12 protein-coding genes and 4 pseudogenes are annotated in these 15,495 nt (G+C 45.4%); 3 read left to right on the top strand and 13 right to left on the bottom strand.

Annotation, left to right across the window (positions count from 1 at the left end):
* Window positions 1-13: 13 nt before the first annotated feature.
* The 3 genes from QFZ80_RS14785 to QFZ80_RS14775 form a co-directional block, all read right to left on the bottom strand.
* Window positions 14-748, bottom strand: a complete 735-nt coding sequence (locus QFZ80_RS14785; protein WP_307555491.1) for a beta-galactosidase trimerization domain-containing protein — start codon at window positions 746-748, stop codon at window positions 14-16.
* Between the two features lie 561 nt (window positions 749-1,309).
* Window positions 1,310-1,663 carry a hypothetical protein gene (locus QFZ80_RS14780; RefSeq protein WP_307545899.1) on the bottom strand — a complete coding sequence of 118 codons (354 nt, stop codon included), beginning with the start codon at window positions 1,661-1,663 and terminating at the stop codon, window positions 1,310-1,312.
* A gap of 103 nt (window positions 1,664-1,766) precedes the next feature.
* Window positions 1,767-2,201 carry a hypothetical protein gene (locus QFZ80_RS14775; protein ID WP_307545901.1) on the bottom strand — a complete coding sequence of 145 codons (435 nt, stop codon included), beginning with the start codon at window positions 2,199-2,201 and terminating at the stop codon, window positions 1,767-1,769.
* 364 nt (window positions 2,202-2,565) lie between these two features.
* Here QFZ80_RS14775 and QFZ80_RS14770 point away from each other — a divergent pair, with 364 nt between their 5' ends.
* The 3 genes from QFZ80_RS14770 to QFZ80_RS14760 all read left to right on the top strand — a co-directional run bounded on the left by QFZ80_RS14770 (window position 2,566) and on the right by QFZ80_RS14760 (window position 4,746).
* Window positions 2,566-2,832, top strand: a complete 267-nt coding sequence (locus QFZ80_RS14770) for a DUF4236 domain-containing protein (RefSeq protein ID WP_307559619.1) — start codon at window positions 2,566-2,568, stop codon at window positions 2,830-2,832.
* Window positions 2,829-3,353, top strand: coding sequence for a hypothetical protein (locus tag QFZ80_RS14765; protein ID WP_307559616.1), 525 nt, complete (start codon window positions 2,829-2,831; stop codon window positions 3,351-3,353). Before QFZ80_RS14770 ends, QFZ80_RS14765 begins: the two co-directional genes overlap by 4 nt.
* 763 nt (window positions 3,354-4,116) lie before the next feature.
* On the top strand, window positions 4,117-4,746 hold the full coding sequence (locus QFZ80_RS14760) for a hypothetical protein (RefSeq protein ID WP_307559614.1): 630 nt from the start codon (window positions 4,117-4,119) through the stop codon (window positions 4,744-4,746).
* Between the two features lie 73 nt (window positions 4,747-4,819).
* Here the strand turns inward: QFZ80_RS14760 and QFZ80_RS14755 are convergent, their stop codons facing one another.
* From QFZ80_RS14755 to QFZ80_RS14720, 10 genes and pseudogenes are all read right to left on the bottom strand, one after another.
* Window positions 4,820-7,102 (bottom strand): hypothetical protein, encoded by a 2,283-nt coding sequence (locus QFZ80_RS14755; protein ID WP_307559612.1) that lies wholly within the window; start codon window positions 7,100-7,102, stop codon window positions 4,820-4,822.
* A gap of 471 nt (window positions 7,103-7,573) precedes the next feature.
* Window positions 7,574-7,780, bottom strand: a complete 207-nt coding sequence (locus QFZ80_RS14750) for a hypothetical protein (RefSeq protein ID WP_307545914.1) — start codon at window positions 7,778-7,780, stop codon at window positions 7,574-7,576.
* A 5-nt stretch (window positions 7,781-7,785) separates the two neighbouring features.
* Window positions 7,786-7,857, bottom strand: a pseudogene (locus QFZ80_RS39005) (PEP-utilizing enzyme); the annotation flags it as partial.
* A 415-nt stretch (window positions 7,858-8,272) separates the two neighbouring features.
* Window positions 8,273-8,722: pseudogene (locus QFZ80_RS14745) on the bottom strand (family 43 glycosylhydrolase); the annotation flags it as partial.
* A 15-nt stretch (window positions 8,723-8,737) separates the two neighbouring features.
* Window positions 8,738-10,720 (bottom strand): YjhG/YagF family D-xylonate dehydratase, encoded by a 1,983-nt coding sequence (locus QFZ80_RS14740; protein WP_307559609.1) that lies wholly within the window; start codon window positions 10,718-10,720, stop codon window positions 8,738-8,740.
* Between the two features lie 46 nt (window positions 10,721-10,766).
* Window positions 10,767-12,236: an alpha-ketoglutaric semialdehyde dehydrogenase GucD gene (gene gucD, locus QFZ80_RS14735; protein ID WP_307545918.1), complete on the bottom strand. Its 1,470-nt coding sequence runs from the start codon at window positions 12,234-12,236 to the stop codon at window positions 10,767-10,769.
* A 49-nt stretch (window positions 12,237-12,285) separates the two neighbouring features.
* A complete protein-coding gene (locus QFZ80_RS14730) occupies window positions 12,286-13,167 on the bottom strand; it encodes a fumarylacetoacetate hydrolase family protein (protein WP_307545920.1) in 882 nt (293 codons plus the stop codon).
* Window positions 13,168-13,253: 86 nt separating this feature from the next.
* Entirely contained in the window at window positions 13,254-14,018 is a 765-nt protein-coding gene (locus QFZ80_RS14725) for an IclR family transcriptional regulator (RefSeq protein ID WP_307559606.1), read from the bottom strand.
* Between the two features lie 75 nt (window positions 14,019-14,093).
* A pseudogene (locus QFZ80_RS39000) lies at window positions 14,094-14,201 on the bottom strand (IS1595 family transposase); the annotation flags it as partial.
* Between the two features lie 78 nt (window positions 14,202-14,279).
* Window positions 14,280-14,720 (bottom strand): annotated as a pseudogene (locus QFZ80_RS14720) (aldo/keto reductase); the annotation flags it as partial.
* Between the last annotated feature and the right edge of the window lie 775 nt (window positions 14,721-15,495).

Genomic DNA, 15,495 nt, shown 5'->3' with positions numbered 1-15,495 from the left:
ATCCTCTCTTTGGCTACTCAGCAAGCTCGACAATCTCCACCCCGTAAGGCTCCATGACCAACGACGGTCCAACTTGCCTTTCCCAGAGAAGGCTTGTATACTCATGACCGAGAATTACCGACTGTTGCTTTCGTGTGAGATTCAATAAGAACAAAAAACGTTTATCCCCCTTCTTCCGAACCGCAATTTGAACCCCCTCAGGCAGACCAGCGAAACGGTTCACACCGGCACCATCAGCTACATCCTGAAAAAAGTCTAAATAAAAGTTCTCCTCTGCGATGGTCCCCAAAAAATACACTGTGCCATTTCCAAGAGAATGGACGGTTGCGGACGGTTTGCCGGCAAAGAAATCGTCTTCGTACCAAGCGATCGGTTCCGCGCCGGAAGGCTCAAGAATATCGCACCATTGTCTGCACGAATACGTTTTCCCATTTTTTTTCATTCGAATGGTATGAGCATCTTTTCCGATCGGATCATATTCCGACACGTACACTCCTGCCGCTTCAGCCAACGGACCGGGCAACGGTTTAATCCAGCAAACGTTGTTCATGTTTTTTACGCCGGTACGATTCGTCAGAATTAAGGTAGCTCCGTTCCTTACACAGTTCTCCAAATCATTAGTCATGCGTTGATCCAGTAAATAGAGAGATGACGCAACAATAAGTCGATAACCGCTCAAATCATCTGTTGTGTTCACCACATCTGTCATGACGCCTAATTTGGTCAAAGCGCGATGGTACATTTTCAGATTGTCGAAATAATAGGGAGCTCAACAGGCAATGACCTTCCATCGACCATCACAGAAGAGATTGTTAACAATTACTTGTTGTTTCATTTCACCTTGTTGCTTCATTTCACATTGTGGCAATAATACGTTGTACTTGTCTAAAAAATCAGCTAACGATATAAGTTCTTGACTATATTTACGGTAATTGTTATATGTTCTTGTACAATAATTCGGCATAAGATATATGTTCTTAGCACATTTTTTGTTTATTGATTAAATAATACCATATATGGTATTTAATGGTGACCCTATAACACTCCTTTAAAGTGTAATATTATGCCTCTAACTCGACCATGGCAAAGGATGTATGTTCTTGTCCACTATCGGAAAAGGATACAAGTTCTTGTCTTGCGTAAAAGACAAGAACTTGTATCCTTAAAATAAAAAAACCGCGCAGCGCGCGGATCTCTATAGATATATGTTCTTGTCCTTTTACAACACATGACTTACTTAGTGTCGTCGTTGCTCAGGACATGGTCAAAAACCTAGCGTGACTTTCCTATCGGGCGGTGACGAATATCATTATATACGTGTCAGCTCCGAATGTACGACGCGATGTGCCGCTACATATTTGTTTGTAGGACTGACACCCCATACAGCAAACGTTATATCTTTATCGATCGACGAAAATTGCACCTCGTACGCCTTCGTCTTAGAAACATCAATGAATTTAACCGCAGAAGACAACGGGCCGACTATAAAGGAGAGAGAGGCAATCAATCTCCGTCTTCCATTTAATGCATATACTTTGACGTTAACTCTTTCCTGGTCGTTCACACCACGATGATTGGCATTAATAATAATATTTTTCGAAACAATCTTGTTGCCAAAAGTAAGATTATTTATGGGACCGGTTGAAAATTTTTTCATTGCCAAAGGTTCTTCACCCCCTATCTGCAGATGAAATATGATATGTTGTGAATCATAGATTGACACGGCTAACATCTCACCTGTCTTGCATACCGATCATAATGCGGAGTTAGCTAATGGCAAGTTTTTTTAAGATTTGTATAGCTAGCTTAATGTTCGATACACTAACAATTGAAGCGTTCTCCTCACCGTCATAAAAGGCACTTACTTTGACCTTGCGAAATAAGGCTCCATATATGCTTCTTATGACACCCGGTATCCCTGCTACAATATTAAGGATCTGGATCACTTTCTTCTCACGAAACATAATACCTAGGGAACGTAGTACCTCCCGTACAACGTTATTCTCTCTGAAATTTTCGGAATCAGAGGATCCAACGACAAGTTTGACTGAATTCATTTTGTTTTTTTGGGTTTGGCAATATGCTGTAATATTTGCTTTTCCATTGGCAATACCGTTAAGTATACGATTGAGATTATGATCATTAGTATGAAAACTAAATTGAGTTCTTATTTTTAGCTTGAAATTTCCGGACTTCTTCACTAAATGATCCCTTCTTTCGAAATTTAGATACTTTAGATGTATGTTTTGATTTATTAGAGGTCACGGCTACCATCCACTACCCAAATACTTTATATTATAAAGATGCCAGTTGTTTAAATGGTTCAGTTCCCCTGCGGTTTCCCGCTGCAATTAGGGCAAGAATTCTTTTGTTTTCTCGTGTTCGTCTTTAATAGTCATTATTCTTGTTGTAGTAGTAATCAGCGAATATTACCCACTCCATGGATTGTTCACACTGTGTATCCGACACATGTGGAGTGCTATGTGTCGGTAGTGAGAGAGCACTCTCATGAAAAGTGTATTTTGATTGGTTAGGAATAGGTTAAATTCGGACAGTTAGATAAACATGCTAATAAATTCATTCACAGGACGGTGTATTCATGGGATTTGGTTGGCGCAAGAGTTTCAAAATCGCTCTAGGTTACGCTTAAACGCAAGTCAAGGTGGGTTAGGCATAAGTTTTGGTGTTAAAGGGCTCCGCCACAGTGTTCATTCTAGTGGCCGGCGAACAACAACCGCAAGTATCCCTGGCACTGGCTTATATTATCAGTCATCTCACGGCGGTGCAGCAAGATCTTACCGGAGCCCTGCATATCAACGAAAGGCTGGGTGAAACTTGCCTTTAAGGTCTTGAAGGGTGATATTGAATCATATTTTGTCGTCATCGAGCAGTTCGCGCCACTGGATGATCTCACCGAATACGAAGGGTTCGAGTTTTTTGCTGAGAAGTCATATGAACTAGAGGTAGAATTCGACGTTCGTCTAGAAGAAGTGATTCCAAAAGATATCATTTCTCTAACCAAATCCGGAAAAATTTCTACGAAAGAAATGTCCAAAAGCCAATACTATGATCTTCAACAGGAGTACGTGTGCAGCTGCGTTCTAAGGATCGCCCGGGATCTGTTCGCACTCTTACCGCTTAACCAAGTCATCATACATGCGCTGGATGAACGTCTGAATTCAGCAACGGGGCATCGGGAAAGTGTACCTCTCTTATCGGTGAAGATCCATCGCTCTGCCATTCAGGGCCTTAAATTTGATGCCCTTGATTGCTCGGACACCATTAGCAACTTCGATCACCAAATGAAGTTCAAGAAAACAGCAGGCTTCGAACCCGTTAACCGAATATCGTAGATCACATACCGAACCGATATATGTGTCCTCCCTTCCACGACTAATATACATTGAGAACATCATTAAGATACCCCGACCCACCGTCATGAACATTTTGACGGTTTTTATTAAAACCATAACGAAAACACGGCTTATATTTCTAGGCCGTGTTTTCGTAGTCAGAATCTTCATTATTAGCGATTCATCTATCTTTTTTTAATTTCTTCAGGTGTTGTTGGTCTCCTGTTTTTATGTACATAAGAAAATGATATTGATTAATAAGAGCTTTTTTCTTTAAAAGTGCCATATTAACACCTTCCTATGAAAATAGCATTCCCCGAATCTATCATTTTAACATTATGCTGCAATCTAATGTCCGCTGGAATTCTGTTTAGTTAGCGAGTGAAAATCGTATTTAGTACGCTAATATCATATAAAAAAACATGTCCCATTTCATTATTGTTTCTTCTTATTATACCGCATTTTCCAATTGATGGCCCATACCATATTCGCCCCCAAGAGTATCATCGATTTAGGATTCATGAGATTAGATAACCACCTTTATTACGATTTACAAGGAATGAATGCCCCTCGTCTTCGTTCTACAGACTGATTTCAGCCCCGGCCAAGGTCTTGAAGCGATAGAATATTGTGGTTTCAATCGGAGCGATACGGTCATATTTGTTCGTCTGCACCTATTTCCATGATGACAGGCTCCCCCCCCAGACAAAGATCTCCTCGTTTACATATGATATTTAGCAACTATGCAGAGGAGGTTGATTAAATGGCAGTTCAATTAAAAGAAGTAAATGGAACTACCGTTTTTTTTGCGAACACCAGTCTATTTGCAAAAGGTGTAGGTACTCTGAACGAATCTTATTTATCCATCACGAATCCGAATCGCGGGGTGCACCAAAATCTGAGAGATTTCAGGTTGAACGGCCATAGATTGGCGACCATTAGGACGAGGGCGATAAGCGTTAAAACGACAATTATCACCATATCTGCCGGAACTGATATTCGAGGGCTTAGAACGGCCAGATTCCGTTTAACGGTCAATGGAAACCGTGTGAATGTTAGCGGTGTCATCGATGGCAAGCGAATCGTTCCGTTTACCATTCGCTGCCGTAACGGGCAATGCAGCGGCCCGGATTCCATACGTTTTCAGAACGGAGGTATATTAACGGTAACGATCGATCCAAACTTGGAACGAGCTATTCGGCGGGTATCTGCGAAGCTGAGCAGAGAAGTCCGATTGTTTTTGAAGAACAGACCTACGCAAAGTGGTGATTGTCAGGTTAATTGCTCAATAGCTTTTTTTCAATGTAATAACATCTGCTCCATTTTTTTCCCGCCTTGCTTAATTGCCTGTAGCGTTGCAAACGCCATATGTCTGGCTAATTGTTTGCGTTAGAAAATGATAGCTTCTCTAAGAGGAAGAGACCGCAGGGACTAACTTGCAGTCTCTTTGGTTTTCAAGATTGCATTCATTTATTTGCTTGGAAAATGCAGGTATAATGGAAGTGATGTCCGCCCACGCAAACCTCTCGTAGTCGCCCGGATTGACGCCCAGGGCAGCAAATTTCTTCGGGCTTGTAAGAATCGAAATCCGTTTGCGGTAGGACAGCCCCTGCCATGACCTTGCCGCCAAACCGGCTGTAATTGGCCCGATCGGCCGTGATATATTTGCAGGTTTCCGACAGCAGAAAATCCGGTCCGCTCATCGTTCCTCTATGTCCGAAGTCACTCGTATGCAACAACTGATGATCCGCAAGCTGCTGCTGCACAAAACCGACCGCCTCTTTCGCATATTGCCAGTACTCGTCCCACTCGGGACCGCTGTATCTTTGCTCGTTTTGGGACATCGCCATTTCCAGGGATGCATATTGCATTCCCATTCCAAGGCCCACTCTCGCGCCATAAGCAGGGAAACCGGTGAGACCCGAGTTTCGCTCATCCGTGACTTGTTCCGCTCTCATCACTCGTTTTCCGTCGCCATCCAAAGACGAATAACGGACAAATCCGCGGGCATGGATGCTTTTCAGCGCCGCTTTCAAGATTTCGTCATTGATTTCCTCGTCTCCGGCGTGGTTCAAGGTTTTATAGTAATAATTCAGAACATAGTTTGCCGCCTCGCCATAATTGGCGACATAGCCGTTTTCCCTTGTAAGCCCCGCCTCCGTCAAGCCGGTGTAATGTTCATCGTACGGCTTGCGGCGCACCACGTTGCCGTTCTCGTCCAGCTTGCTCTTGGCAAGCCCTTTGCCGACAATGTGGACGAAATCGTCCGTGAACTGCGCCTGCCCGTCATGGTAGAACAGGGAATGATACAGATCCAGCTCTTCGCCGCTGGGACCGACCAACACTTCTTCACCGAGGAATGGCCTAATCCCCAATGATTCAAGCAAGATTTGATGACTTCGCTCTTTGCCTTCAAAGAACGGTGAACCGATCAAACGCAACCCTTCGTGAGCTTCCCATGCGCCTTCGTACGTATAGAGCACCTGGTTATAAATATAGGAAAGCCGTGTGCGGGCAAAGTCGAAATTGGCTTTCAGAACCCGCTCCCACGCTTCGCGGCGCGTCAGCTCGCCGCCGTTCCAGTCCGCGCCTGCCAGGGAGAACTCTCCCGCAACGGTTCCGGTGACGAACGGCTCATCCAGGAACGCGTTGAACGCTGCTTTCCCATTGATGGAATCGTCTTTAATCAGGTTCTTTACGATGTACATCGCTTCCCCGAGCGCGCCGTAGTAGCCGCCCCAGTCGCCTTGGTGTCCGCCCCGCAGCACGAGTCTCGTATTCCCGTAATAATCCTTGACATGGTTGTCGATCGTTTTGAAAATGCGCTGAAGCGCCGCCTTTTTCTCCTCCGGCGTCTTCGCCGGAGACCAGCTGTATTTCAAAGCACTCGCGTAAAATTTCAATTCATCCTGATAACGAATGATCGACATTTTGCCGCCCGCACCGGCGTCCACTTTCGCGGACAAATTGTTGAACAGGTTAATATTACCCTGCGTGTAGCCGTCGATTTTCGCCTTTTTCTCCTCATCCGTCAAATCCGGCGGAAGCATCGTATCCGGATTCTGATCGGCCTTAAATTTATAGCCCTGCTTTTCCCCATCCACGTTGATATCGGCTTGCGTGTGGGTGTAGGCATTGTAATAGCCTCTTGAGGCGGAGCTGCTGTTCCCCCACGTTTTGATTGTAATCTCGACGATTTCTTTCCCTGCCGTCGACTCAAGCGGCAGCATGATCGTATTGTAGTAGAAGCGGTTCGGCAGCATCCAGCCTTTGTTAATGGCTTCATGATCTCCGTACGCAAAAAAACCGACCTGCTCGCCGTTAATGTTGACCATGCTGGTATAGCCCGAGCTGCTTTCTTCTCCCGAGAACTTCACGGTCAGATAGTTGCGGAGAGACGGATCGACCTTCATCGTAAACGTCAAGTCTCCGCCTTGCCCTGCAGCCGGAACCCTCGGATTCGATACCCGGGCAGGCTCGCTCATAAAGCCGGTGATGGTGCTTGTATTGTGACCAATAAAATTATGTGCGCTTTCAGAAGCGGAATTGCCGAAAACAAGCTTGTCCAAATAACCATTCGCATTTGCTGCTGTAGATCCAGCTGTCGCATTCGTCGTTTCAGTCGATTCCGCAATTGCCGACATTGGCGCCACAATCTGAATAATCAATGCGGATATAAGACCGACTGCCAAAGCTCGCTTCGCATGACCGGCGATCTTCATGACTGGCTTAAACAGACCTTTACTCATACTTCTCCTCCTTCAAATCGTCTTAAAATCAACCATAAACAAAGCGGTTTCATTCGGTTCGACTATAGGTAATCCCCCCCCCTAATTAAGGACATCATAGCCCGCTGCCCCACCATATCATATGTCTGTATTTTTATATTTTGGTGTTCATTATTGAAAGGCGCTATATTTTTCGATATTTGCTTGGCGTGTTGCCGTAATGCTTTTTGAACAGCTTGTTGAAATGGAATTAATCCTTATACCCCACGCGCTCCATGATTTCTTGTATGGACAACGATGCGTCGCTCAACAAATCTTTGGCTAAATTCAATCTCTTGCTGACCACATAATCCGTATAGGTTTTTCCCGTTTACTTTTTAATCAGTGTGCTTAATATAACCGAGATTAATATTAAATTGCTTGGATAAAGAGCCGAGTAAAATGTCCTCCGTAAAGCTGGAATCGATATCGTCGATAATCTTCTTCACCGTTTCATTGGAAATCGGCAGCATATCTCCGGCTCGCTGCTCGAATATGGCCTTGATCCTCTCGAACAGCTGTTCGATGGAGCCGTAATGGCGAACGATTTGATAAGTAGCTCAAATATTCGATATCGAGATTAGCATCGCTGTTGCTGTAATATTTACAAATGAGCGAGACGATCTGATTGTAGACCGTGGAAATTTGGTCGATCAGCATGTGCCACGTGCTCTTCCCTCAATAACTCCGGAAGAAACAGGCAGATCAACTATCGCTTCGGCTAGGAGATTTTCTCCAGCCCTATTTTCGGTTACAGTCCTACCAATCTTTGGCATGCTGCAATCGTGTTGAAGCTCCGTTAAGTAACCTCGACGGTTAAGATTGTAAGTTCTTGTCTTTACTCGGGTAACGATGTAAGTTCATGTCTGAGCATTTGGACAAGAACTTTCATCGTTAAAATGAAAAACCCGCGCACCGCGCGGATCCTAATGAATGTATGTTCTTGTCCTCCTATAGTTGTCGAACAATTTTTGTTGTCGGAAAAAAAATCTAACGACGCAAATGTTCCTACATAAACGCGCTTATTTACTTTTAAAACAAACATTTACTTTCTTAATAAAAATACAAAAAAAGGTTGATCTACATTGCATCGGTAGATCAACCTTTTATTATATGATTTGTGAATTGCTCGTATTTTTGAACAGGTCTTACTTTATTCCCGTCCCAAAGCATATTGACGAGCCACTTGCGCCCATCATCGTCGTGAAACAAAGACGGATCGAATCCACTACTGTTTAGGTAAATAGGCTCTGACCAATGCCCACTAATATCTGTAGCTATTACCAAATAGTTATGGGTATCCTTGAAAGCTCCAATTCTGCTTTTTACATCCGTGTAGATCAAATAATAAACACCGTATGATAACTTAAACATGGCGCCCAGATTCCACCGAAATCCAAGATGCCTTCCATATTTATTTGAGACTTTCTTGATAGTGGGTGACGAAGCAGCTGCCAATGTATAATATCCTTTGAATGATGAATTTGAACACTGGGAAACCATTCAAACGTGGATGTGGCAATATAGTAATTATCATCTACCCTAAGAATAGAAGGAACAGGGATTGAATCCGGGCAAAATTGGGTTCGTAATATGGGTCATCTCATCATTCCCCTCCTAATTGTTCTGCACAGCCAATGCTTTTGTACCTGCTTCCAATACAGCGAGAATTCGATCCACATCATAAACACTCCCTGCCCAGGTTCCACCGCTGACAGACTGTAAGGCAGCCCATAAACGAGTATCTGCTGGTAGTTTTTCGTCTGAGGCGAGCTCTGGGTGAGGGTCGCGGGCAGCAAGCACACGGGCTCCTTCTTCTGGGGGCAGCAATTTGCCACCATCGCCTAGAAAATGGATGCTGCCTTCCAAACGATTTCGGTCAACTACGATGTCGATTGTATCTCCATCCCGCAGTTTACCAATCGGACCGCCAGCTAGCGCTTCAGGTCCAACATGACCGATGCAGGCACCTGTGGATACGCCCGAAAACCGGGCGTCGGTAATTAAGGATACGTATTTGCCGAACGGCAAATGCTTTAGTGCTGAGGTTAATTGATAGGTCTCCTCCATCCCGGTACCCAATGGTCCGCGCCCAATCAACACCATAATATCTCCGGCTTGAATGCCGCCTTTCTTTATTGCCGAGATAGCCGCTTTCTCCGAGGTAAACACCTTGGCATTGCCCCGATGACGGTATACCCCATCCTCTCCAATAGTTGACGGGTCAATCGCCGTCGATTTAATCACTGAACCTTCCGGAGCCAGATTCCCAGTAGGAAACGTAACCGTCGAGGTCAACCCCCTTTCTTTGGCACGTTCTGGACTCATAATTACGTAGTCCGGATCGATGCCATCCATTTCCATAAGCAGACTTCTCATTCGTTGACGGCGCTCGCTCGTTTCCCACCAATCCAATACAGTACCCAGCGTTTCACCGGTTACGGTCAACGCATTTTCTTTCAGTACCCCCAAACGTCGGAGATGCAGCATCACTTCCGGTACCCCTCCGGCCAAAAACACGCACACAGTCGGATGATATTCCGGACCATTCGGCAATACGCTGACTAGCCTTGGTACGGCTTTATTGATACGAATCCAATCTTGAACAGACGGAATGGGCAGCCCTGCCGAATGAGCGAAAGCAGGGATATGCAGCAGTAAATTGGTCGATCCGCCGAAGGCCGCATGAACAACCATCGCATTGTGGATGGACGCTTCGGTCAATATATCCTTCATCCGGATTCCCTTTTCCTCTAGCGTCATCATCGCGCGGGCCGACTGCCTGGCCATCTCTTCCCATACGGGCTGTCCTGATGGTGCAAGCGCAGCGTGAGGCACCGTCATGCCCATAGCCTCTGCAATAACCTGCGAAGTAGCTGCCGTTCCAAGAAACTGGCAGCCTCCGCCCGGTGTGGCACAAGCTCGGCAGCCGAGGTCGGCAGCATCTTCTAGGCTGATTTCGCCATTAGCATACCTTGCACCTATAGTTTGGATTTTCCCGGCATCTTCGCCCTCCGTGGGAGGTAATGTCACTCCGCCGGGCACAATTACGCAAGGGAGTTCGTGCATCCCGGCGAGAGCAATCATCATGGCAGGCAGTCCCTTGTCGCAGGTCGCCACACCGAGCACTCCTTTGCGAGTAGGCAAGGAGCGGATAAGTCGCCGGAAAACGATCGCTGCATCGTTGCGGTAAGGAAGAGAGTCAAACATGCCTTCCGTGCCCTGGGACCTACCGTCGCAAGGGTCGCTCACATATCCGGCGAAAGGAACCCCTCCGCTTTCTGTGATCACCTCTGCAGCAGCCTGCGTCAGCAGGCCAACCTCCCAGTGACCGGTATGATAGCCGAGCGCAACTGGACTCCCGTCTTCCTTACGTATGCCTCCTTGCGTGCTTAACAACAGATACTGTTTACCCTTCAGGCGAGACGGTTTCCACCCCATCCCAACATTTTGGGTAAGTCCGAACAATTCTCCGCTTGGAGCATGCAATAACATTTCTTTTGTTAGTGGCAATGAGCCTTTTGGGCCCTGCGTGTGCGTACGGATAGTAAACAAATCGTTATTTTCATTTGCCATAATCGATTTTAATTGCTCTGTCATCAACCCTCACCCTTCCGAATTAGGTTTCATAGCAAAAGTGATACGCTTACGCTTTGAGAAATACCGTTTTTATCGATGTGAAAAATTCAATGGCCGCCTGGCCTTGCTCGCGCGAATGAGAGCTAGACTGCTTCATTCCGCCGAACGGAGCCTGCAGCTCCACCCCGGCTGTCTCGGAATTAATTCTTACTAAACCGGCGTCCATATCTTGAATAAACAAAAGAATGTTGCTTATGCTTTGCGTGTAAATAGAAGCGCTCAGACCATAATCCGAATCGTTAGCCAGTTGAATGGCTTCTTCCATGGATTCGACCTGAATTAGCGCGAGTATCGGGCCGAATATTTCTTCCCGGGCAATCGCCATTTCCGAAGTTACTTTATCGAACACGGTGGGCTGAATGTAGAAGCCTTCGGCGAGATCTGGGTGATCCGGTGATGCTCCGCCGAATATAAGCTCCGCTCCTTCCTCTATCCCTTTCTGAATGTAGGACTGCACCGTTCGCAGCTGATTTTCGTTGGCGCATGGGCCCAGCCATGTACCGGCATCCAGACCGTGACCAACTGTTATACCTTTTAATTTGATCAGAAGTTTTTCTTTAAAAGCTTCATACACAACACGCAATACAATGACACGGCTTGTTGCCGTGCATTTCTGTCCTGTCGAACGGATTCCACCACTGATCGTCGCGTCGACAGCCAAATCCAAATCGGCATCCTCAGCGATAATGATCGGATTTTTCCCGCCCATCTCAAGCTGATATTTCGCCCCTCTGGCTAGTGCCGCTTGACCGACCCGTTTGCCAACTTGATTGGAGCCGGTAAACGTAATTCCGTTTACATCCGGATGCTCTGCAAGACCTTGCCCGATCACAGATCCGCTGCCTGTCACCATATTTAATACACCTGCAGGAAGTCCCGCTTCAGCGATGCATTCCACGACTTTGGCAGCCGTTACGGCTGTCTCCTGAGCAGGCTTCAGCACAACCGTATTGCCATAGATTAAGGCTGGCGCCATTTTCCATATCGGAATCGCCACTGGAAAATTCCAAGGTGAAATAACTCCGACAACCCCAAGGGGCACACGGGTCGTAAACATCAGCGCTTCGCTATCCGTGGAGGGAATCACGTCCCCGATTTTCCGCATCCCTTCCCCCGCATAGTAGCGCAAGATTGCGATCCCTCGTGCAGTTTCGCCCTTTGCTTCCGGCAATGTTTTGCCCATTTCCCGTGTCATCGTCTCGGCAATTTCATCGATGCGTCTCTCAAGTGCATTGGCCGCTTTAAACAAATAATCCCCTCTCGCCGATCCCGATAGCTTTCTCCAACCTTGCTGCGCCGCTTTGGCGGAGGCAACGGCTTGGTTCAATTCCTCCAATGACGACAATTGGACATAGCCCACGACTTCAGTTCTTTTAGCTGGGTTTATGCTGGGAACAGTTTGCCCAGCGCCGGCTGCACACCATTCACCGTTTATATAATTTAAATAAGTTTGCCCTCCAACAAATACGGATGTCATATATATTCCTCCTTAAATGTATGTTATCTACCAATCGGATAATTATAGATTAGCTTCCTGCACCTACAACATGATTAACAAGTTTCCCAATACCGCTAATCTCAATTTCGATCCGGTCTCCGTGAGCAAGTGTAAACTCGTTAGGCGGCACAATACACGTTCCCGTCAGAAGCACGGTCCCGTCAAACAATTCATTATCCCGAATTAAAAATTCGGTCAATTCGTCAAGCTTTCGTTTTAGCTGATTGGTATTAGCCGTTCCCTCGACAGCTTTTTCCCCATTGCGATATATTCGGCTTGTAATCTGCAAGTTGTAAGGGTCGTCTACCGTTTCGGCTAAACGGATCGCTGGTCCCAGGGAGCAGGAACGCTTCCATACTTTGGCCTGAGGCAGGTAGAGCGGATTCTCGCCTTCAATATCCCGACAGCTCATATCATTGCCAATGGTGTATCCTACGATTTTCCCCATAGCGTTTAGAACAAGACCTAACTCCGGTTCTGGCACCTGCCACACGGAATCGCTTCGGAGTTGTACTTCGCCGCCTGGACCTACCGTTCGGGCAGCCGTCGATTTGAAAAAAATCTCCGGGCGCACAGCGTCATAAACTTTATCATAAAAGGTCAAGGCATCCAGTCTGCCTTCGGTCGCCTCATAATTCCGTGCGTCTCTGCTTCGCTCATAGGTAACCCCAGCAGCCCATACTTCTGGCGCTTCAATTGGAACGAGTAGCTCCAGCTGATCTACTTGACATGCTAGCGCTTCACGGCCTTCGATCATTTTCAAAACCAACTCGAGAGGTGAAATCTCTTTTTCGTCAGCTTCTTGAATCAAAGCTAAAAAATCGCTTTGCAGCAATTCGAAAATTTGCCCTTCGTCATTAACTGCAGCTAGCTGTGAAAGCCCTTCATTTATAAAACGGATAATTTTCATAAATTGCTCACTCCTCTAAATTTGTTTTATATTATAAAACAGTGTTCTCAAATAATAGTGTAAAAAATGCCTGGACTCGACATGCTTTACAAAACTTGCCGAAACCCCAGGGTCTGTGAAATCGTTTCTGCTTCTTTCTTAAGTAAGGCAATATACTGTTTAAACAATAAATCATCTACCGTTGAAATCAATGATGATATGCTAATCGCTGCTACAACCGAGCCATTATGCTCGAAAATAGGTGCTGCAGCGCATCGTACGCCCGGTTCGTTCTCCTGATTGTCAATGGAATACCCTTGCTCCCTTACCAGATTCAGCTCGTTAAGGAATGCCTCAATCTCCGTAATCGTCGCTTCTGTAATCTTGGAGAAATGGTAATTCCGAAGGAGCTTATCGATCTCTTCCTTTGTTCTAAAGGCAGCCAGCACCTTTCCTACCGCGCTACTGTGAAGTGAAATTCTGCGGCCTATTCGGGAATAACGGATCGCAGCCTTTTCCCCTTCCACTTTATCCAAATACACGCCTTCCTTCCCATCAAGAATAACAAGATGGGTTGTTTGACCTGTCTGCTCCGACAAAGCAGCCAGGTGCTTTCGGGCAACTGTACGGATATCTAGGCTTTGCAGCATAAGCTGTCCCTTTTCCAGGAGCTTTAACCCTAACTTGTACCTTCCCGTTTCTATATCCTGATTGATGTAACCGTGTAACTGAAGAGTTTTCAATAAGGAGTGTATCGTACTCTTGTGAAGCTCCATTCTTGCGCTGATTTCTGTAATTTTCAGCTCAGTCGTATGCTCGTCGAATAAGTCCAATATTTTCAATGCTCTGTCCAGCGCTTGAATAATAGGCATGGTATCACTCCTATCTACAAGTCCATAATAATCTTTTACAACCATACAATCAAGATTAAGTTATTATTTATCACTAATAAATGCTTTTGCATTTGAAATAATTGTGTGAAGCCATTTCAGATGATCTGGATTTCCTTTCAGATCGTATTTGTGGGCTACATGCTGGAAGCCTTCCTTGGCCAGGTTAAGCACGTATTACGAGTAACGAAGAGAGCTTAGGGAGTCGAGGCCATTGAAGAACCTGTAGTTTTTAAGAGCAATCTAAAAGATACGCATAAAAAAATGACTTTCATTCCCAGTTTTTATTGGGGCGAGGGTCGTTTTTTCATTCTGTTCAGGCTTTGTCGCGCCAATCAGCGCTGAGCTTACACATGGCTGGCGAAGCACCCATGCAAGGGCAAGTTGAACGAGCGTGATGTCTAGTCCAAGTGCAATTTGCTCTAGCTCATGAACAGTAAGCAGGACGCTATTGTTAAGGTAGCTGTTGATGACGCCATTCACGGAGTTGTTGGCTGCACGGCTATCGGTAGGAAGCGGTTGTCCTAGCTTGTATTTACCGGTTAAGATTCCTTGGGCTAACGGGGAGAAAACGACCTGCCCCAGTCCATTTTGCCCAGAGACGGGAAGCACCTCACGCTCAATATAGCGCTCAAGCATATTGTAGATCGGCTGATTGGAAGTCAGCCGTCTTAGGCGCAATCGACCGCGCAAAGCTCGATCAGTTTTTCCAGTCCTTGAAATGCTATTTCTTAGAACGCTAATCGTGCATTCAAGCTGATTACTTAAATTTACAAAGCAAAAGAAAACACCCTGGCAAATAAAAGAATATACCGGAACACGGAAATGGATGTGTTAGAAATGAAATGTAAAGTATTAAACGGTTATGCACAAATCGGTGATATTATAACAGTTGTTAGTTACTGGGACCAAGAACCATTTTTATATAAAGTTATAGGATTTCAGAATTAGGAGGGGTGAATGAGGATTTCCCAGGCCTTCTGCGGTCCTTCTAAATTTGGACATATCCTTCGTCCAATTCGACGTCCGGCGTAACACATTAAAAAAACGACTGCCCTCAAACAAATCATTCGCTTTTAAAAAAATAAGTGTTATATCAAAAGAATCATACAAACGTATATTTTGTATGATTCTTTTTTTCACTACTACTCCTCGAAGAGTTGTATTTCTCACGTTTTGATGGGATTTTCATGCCGCAAGAATTTATTCGGGGTAATTACTTGTAAGAAACCTTTGACTTATCAAGGTTTCTTAATAGGGAACTTCATGTCGTTGTACTTCAACTTTTTTTAACGACAAGAAACTATACCCATTAGCGACAAGATTATCTCGACAATGCACATTCATTTTATTTATTGGACATGAAAATACCTCTAATATAAGCAGCTAGTAATGTGACCATGTGTCGCTCGCAGCGATGCTACCGAAGCTTAGCTATTCTTTCGAATAAATGAAAAGA

Origin of the sequence: Paenibacillus sp. V4I7 (genome assembly GCF_030817275.1) — a bacterium.
Classification (GTDB): Bacteria; Bacillota; Bacilli; order Paenibacillales; family NBRC-103111; genus Paenibacillus_E.
Note: the sequence above shows the minus strand (reverse complement) of the source record. Positions and strands in the feature narration are given on the sequence as shown.

What these genes read in the sequence shown, in the direction of transcription:
- QFZ80_RS14770 (WP_307559619.1), top strand. Translation starts at nt 2,566, where the DNA reads ATGCTAATAAATTCATTCACAGGACGGTGTATTCATGGGATTTGGTTG.
- QFZ80_RS14760 (WP_307559614.1), top strand. Translation starts at nt 4,117, where the DNA reads ATGGCAGTTCAATTAAAAGAAGTAAATGGAACTACCGTTTTTTTTGCG.
- QFZ80_RS14755 (WP_307559612.1), bottom strand. Translation starts at nt 7,102, where the DNA reads ATGAGTAAAGGTCTGTTTAAGCCAGTCATGAAGATCGCCGGTCATGCG.
- QFZ80_RS14750 (WP_307545914.1), bottom strand. Translation starts at nt 7,780, where the DNA reads ATGCTGATCGACCAAATTTCCACGGTCTACAATCAGATCGTCTCGCTC.
- QFZ80_RS14740 (WP_307559609.1), bottom strand. Translation starts at nt 10,720, where the DNA reads ATGACAGAGCAATTAAAATCGATTATGGCAAATGAAAATAACGATTTG.
- gucD (WP_307545918.1), bottom strand. Translation starts at nt 12,236, where the DNA reads ATGACATCCGTATTTGTTGGAGGGCAAACTTATTTAAATTATATAAAC.
- QFZ80_RS14730 (WP_307545920.1), bottom strand. Translation starts at nt 13,167, where the DNA reads ATGAAAATTATCCGTTTTATAAATGAAGGGCTTTCACAGCTAGCTGCA.
- QFZ80_RS14725 (WP_307559606.1), bottom strand. Translation starts at nt 14,018, where the DNA reads ATGCCTATTATTCAAGCGCTGGACAGAGCATTGAAAATATTGGACTTA.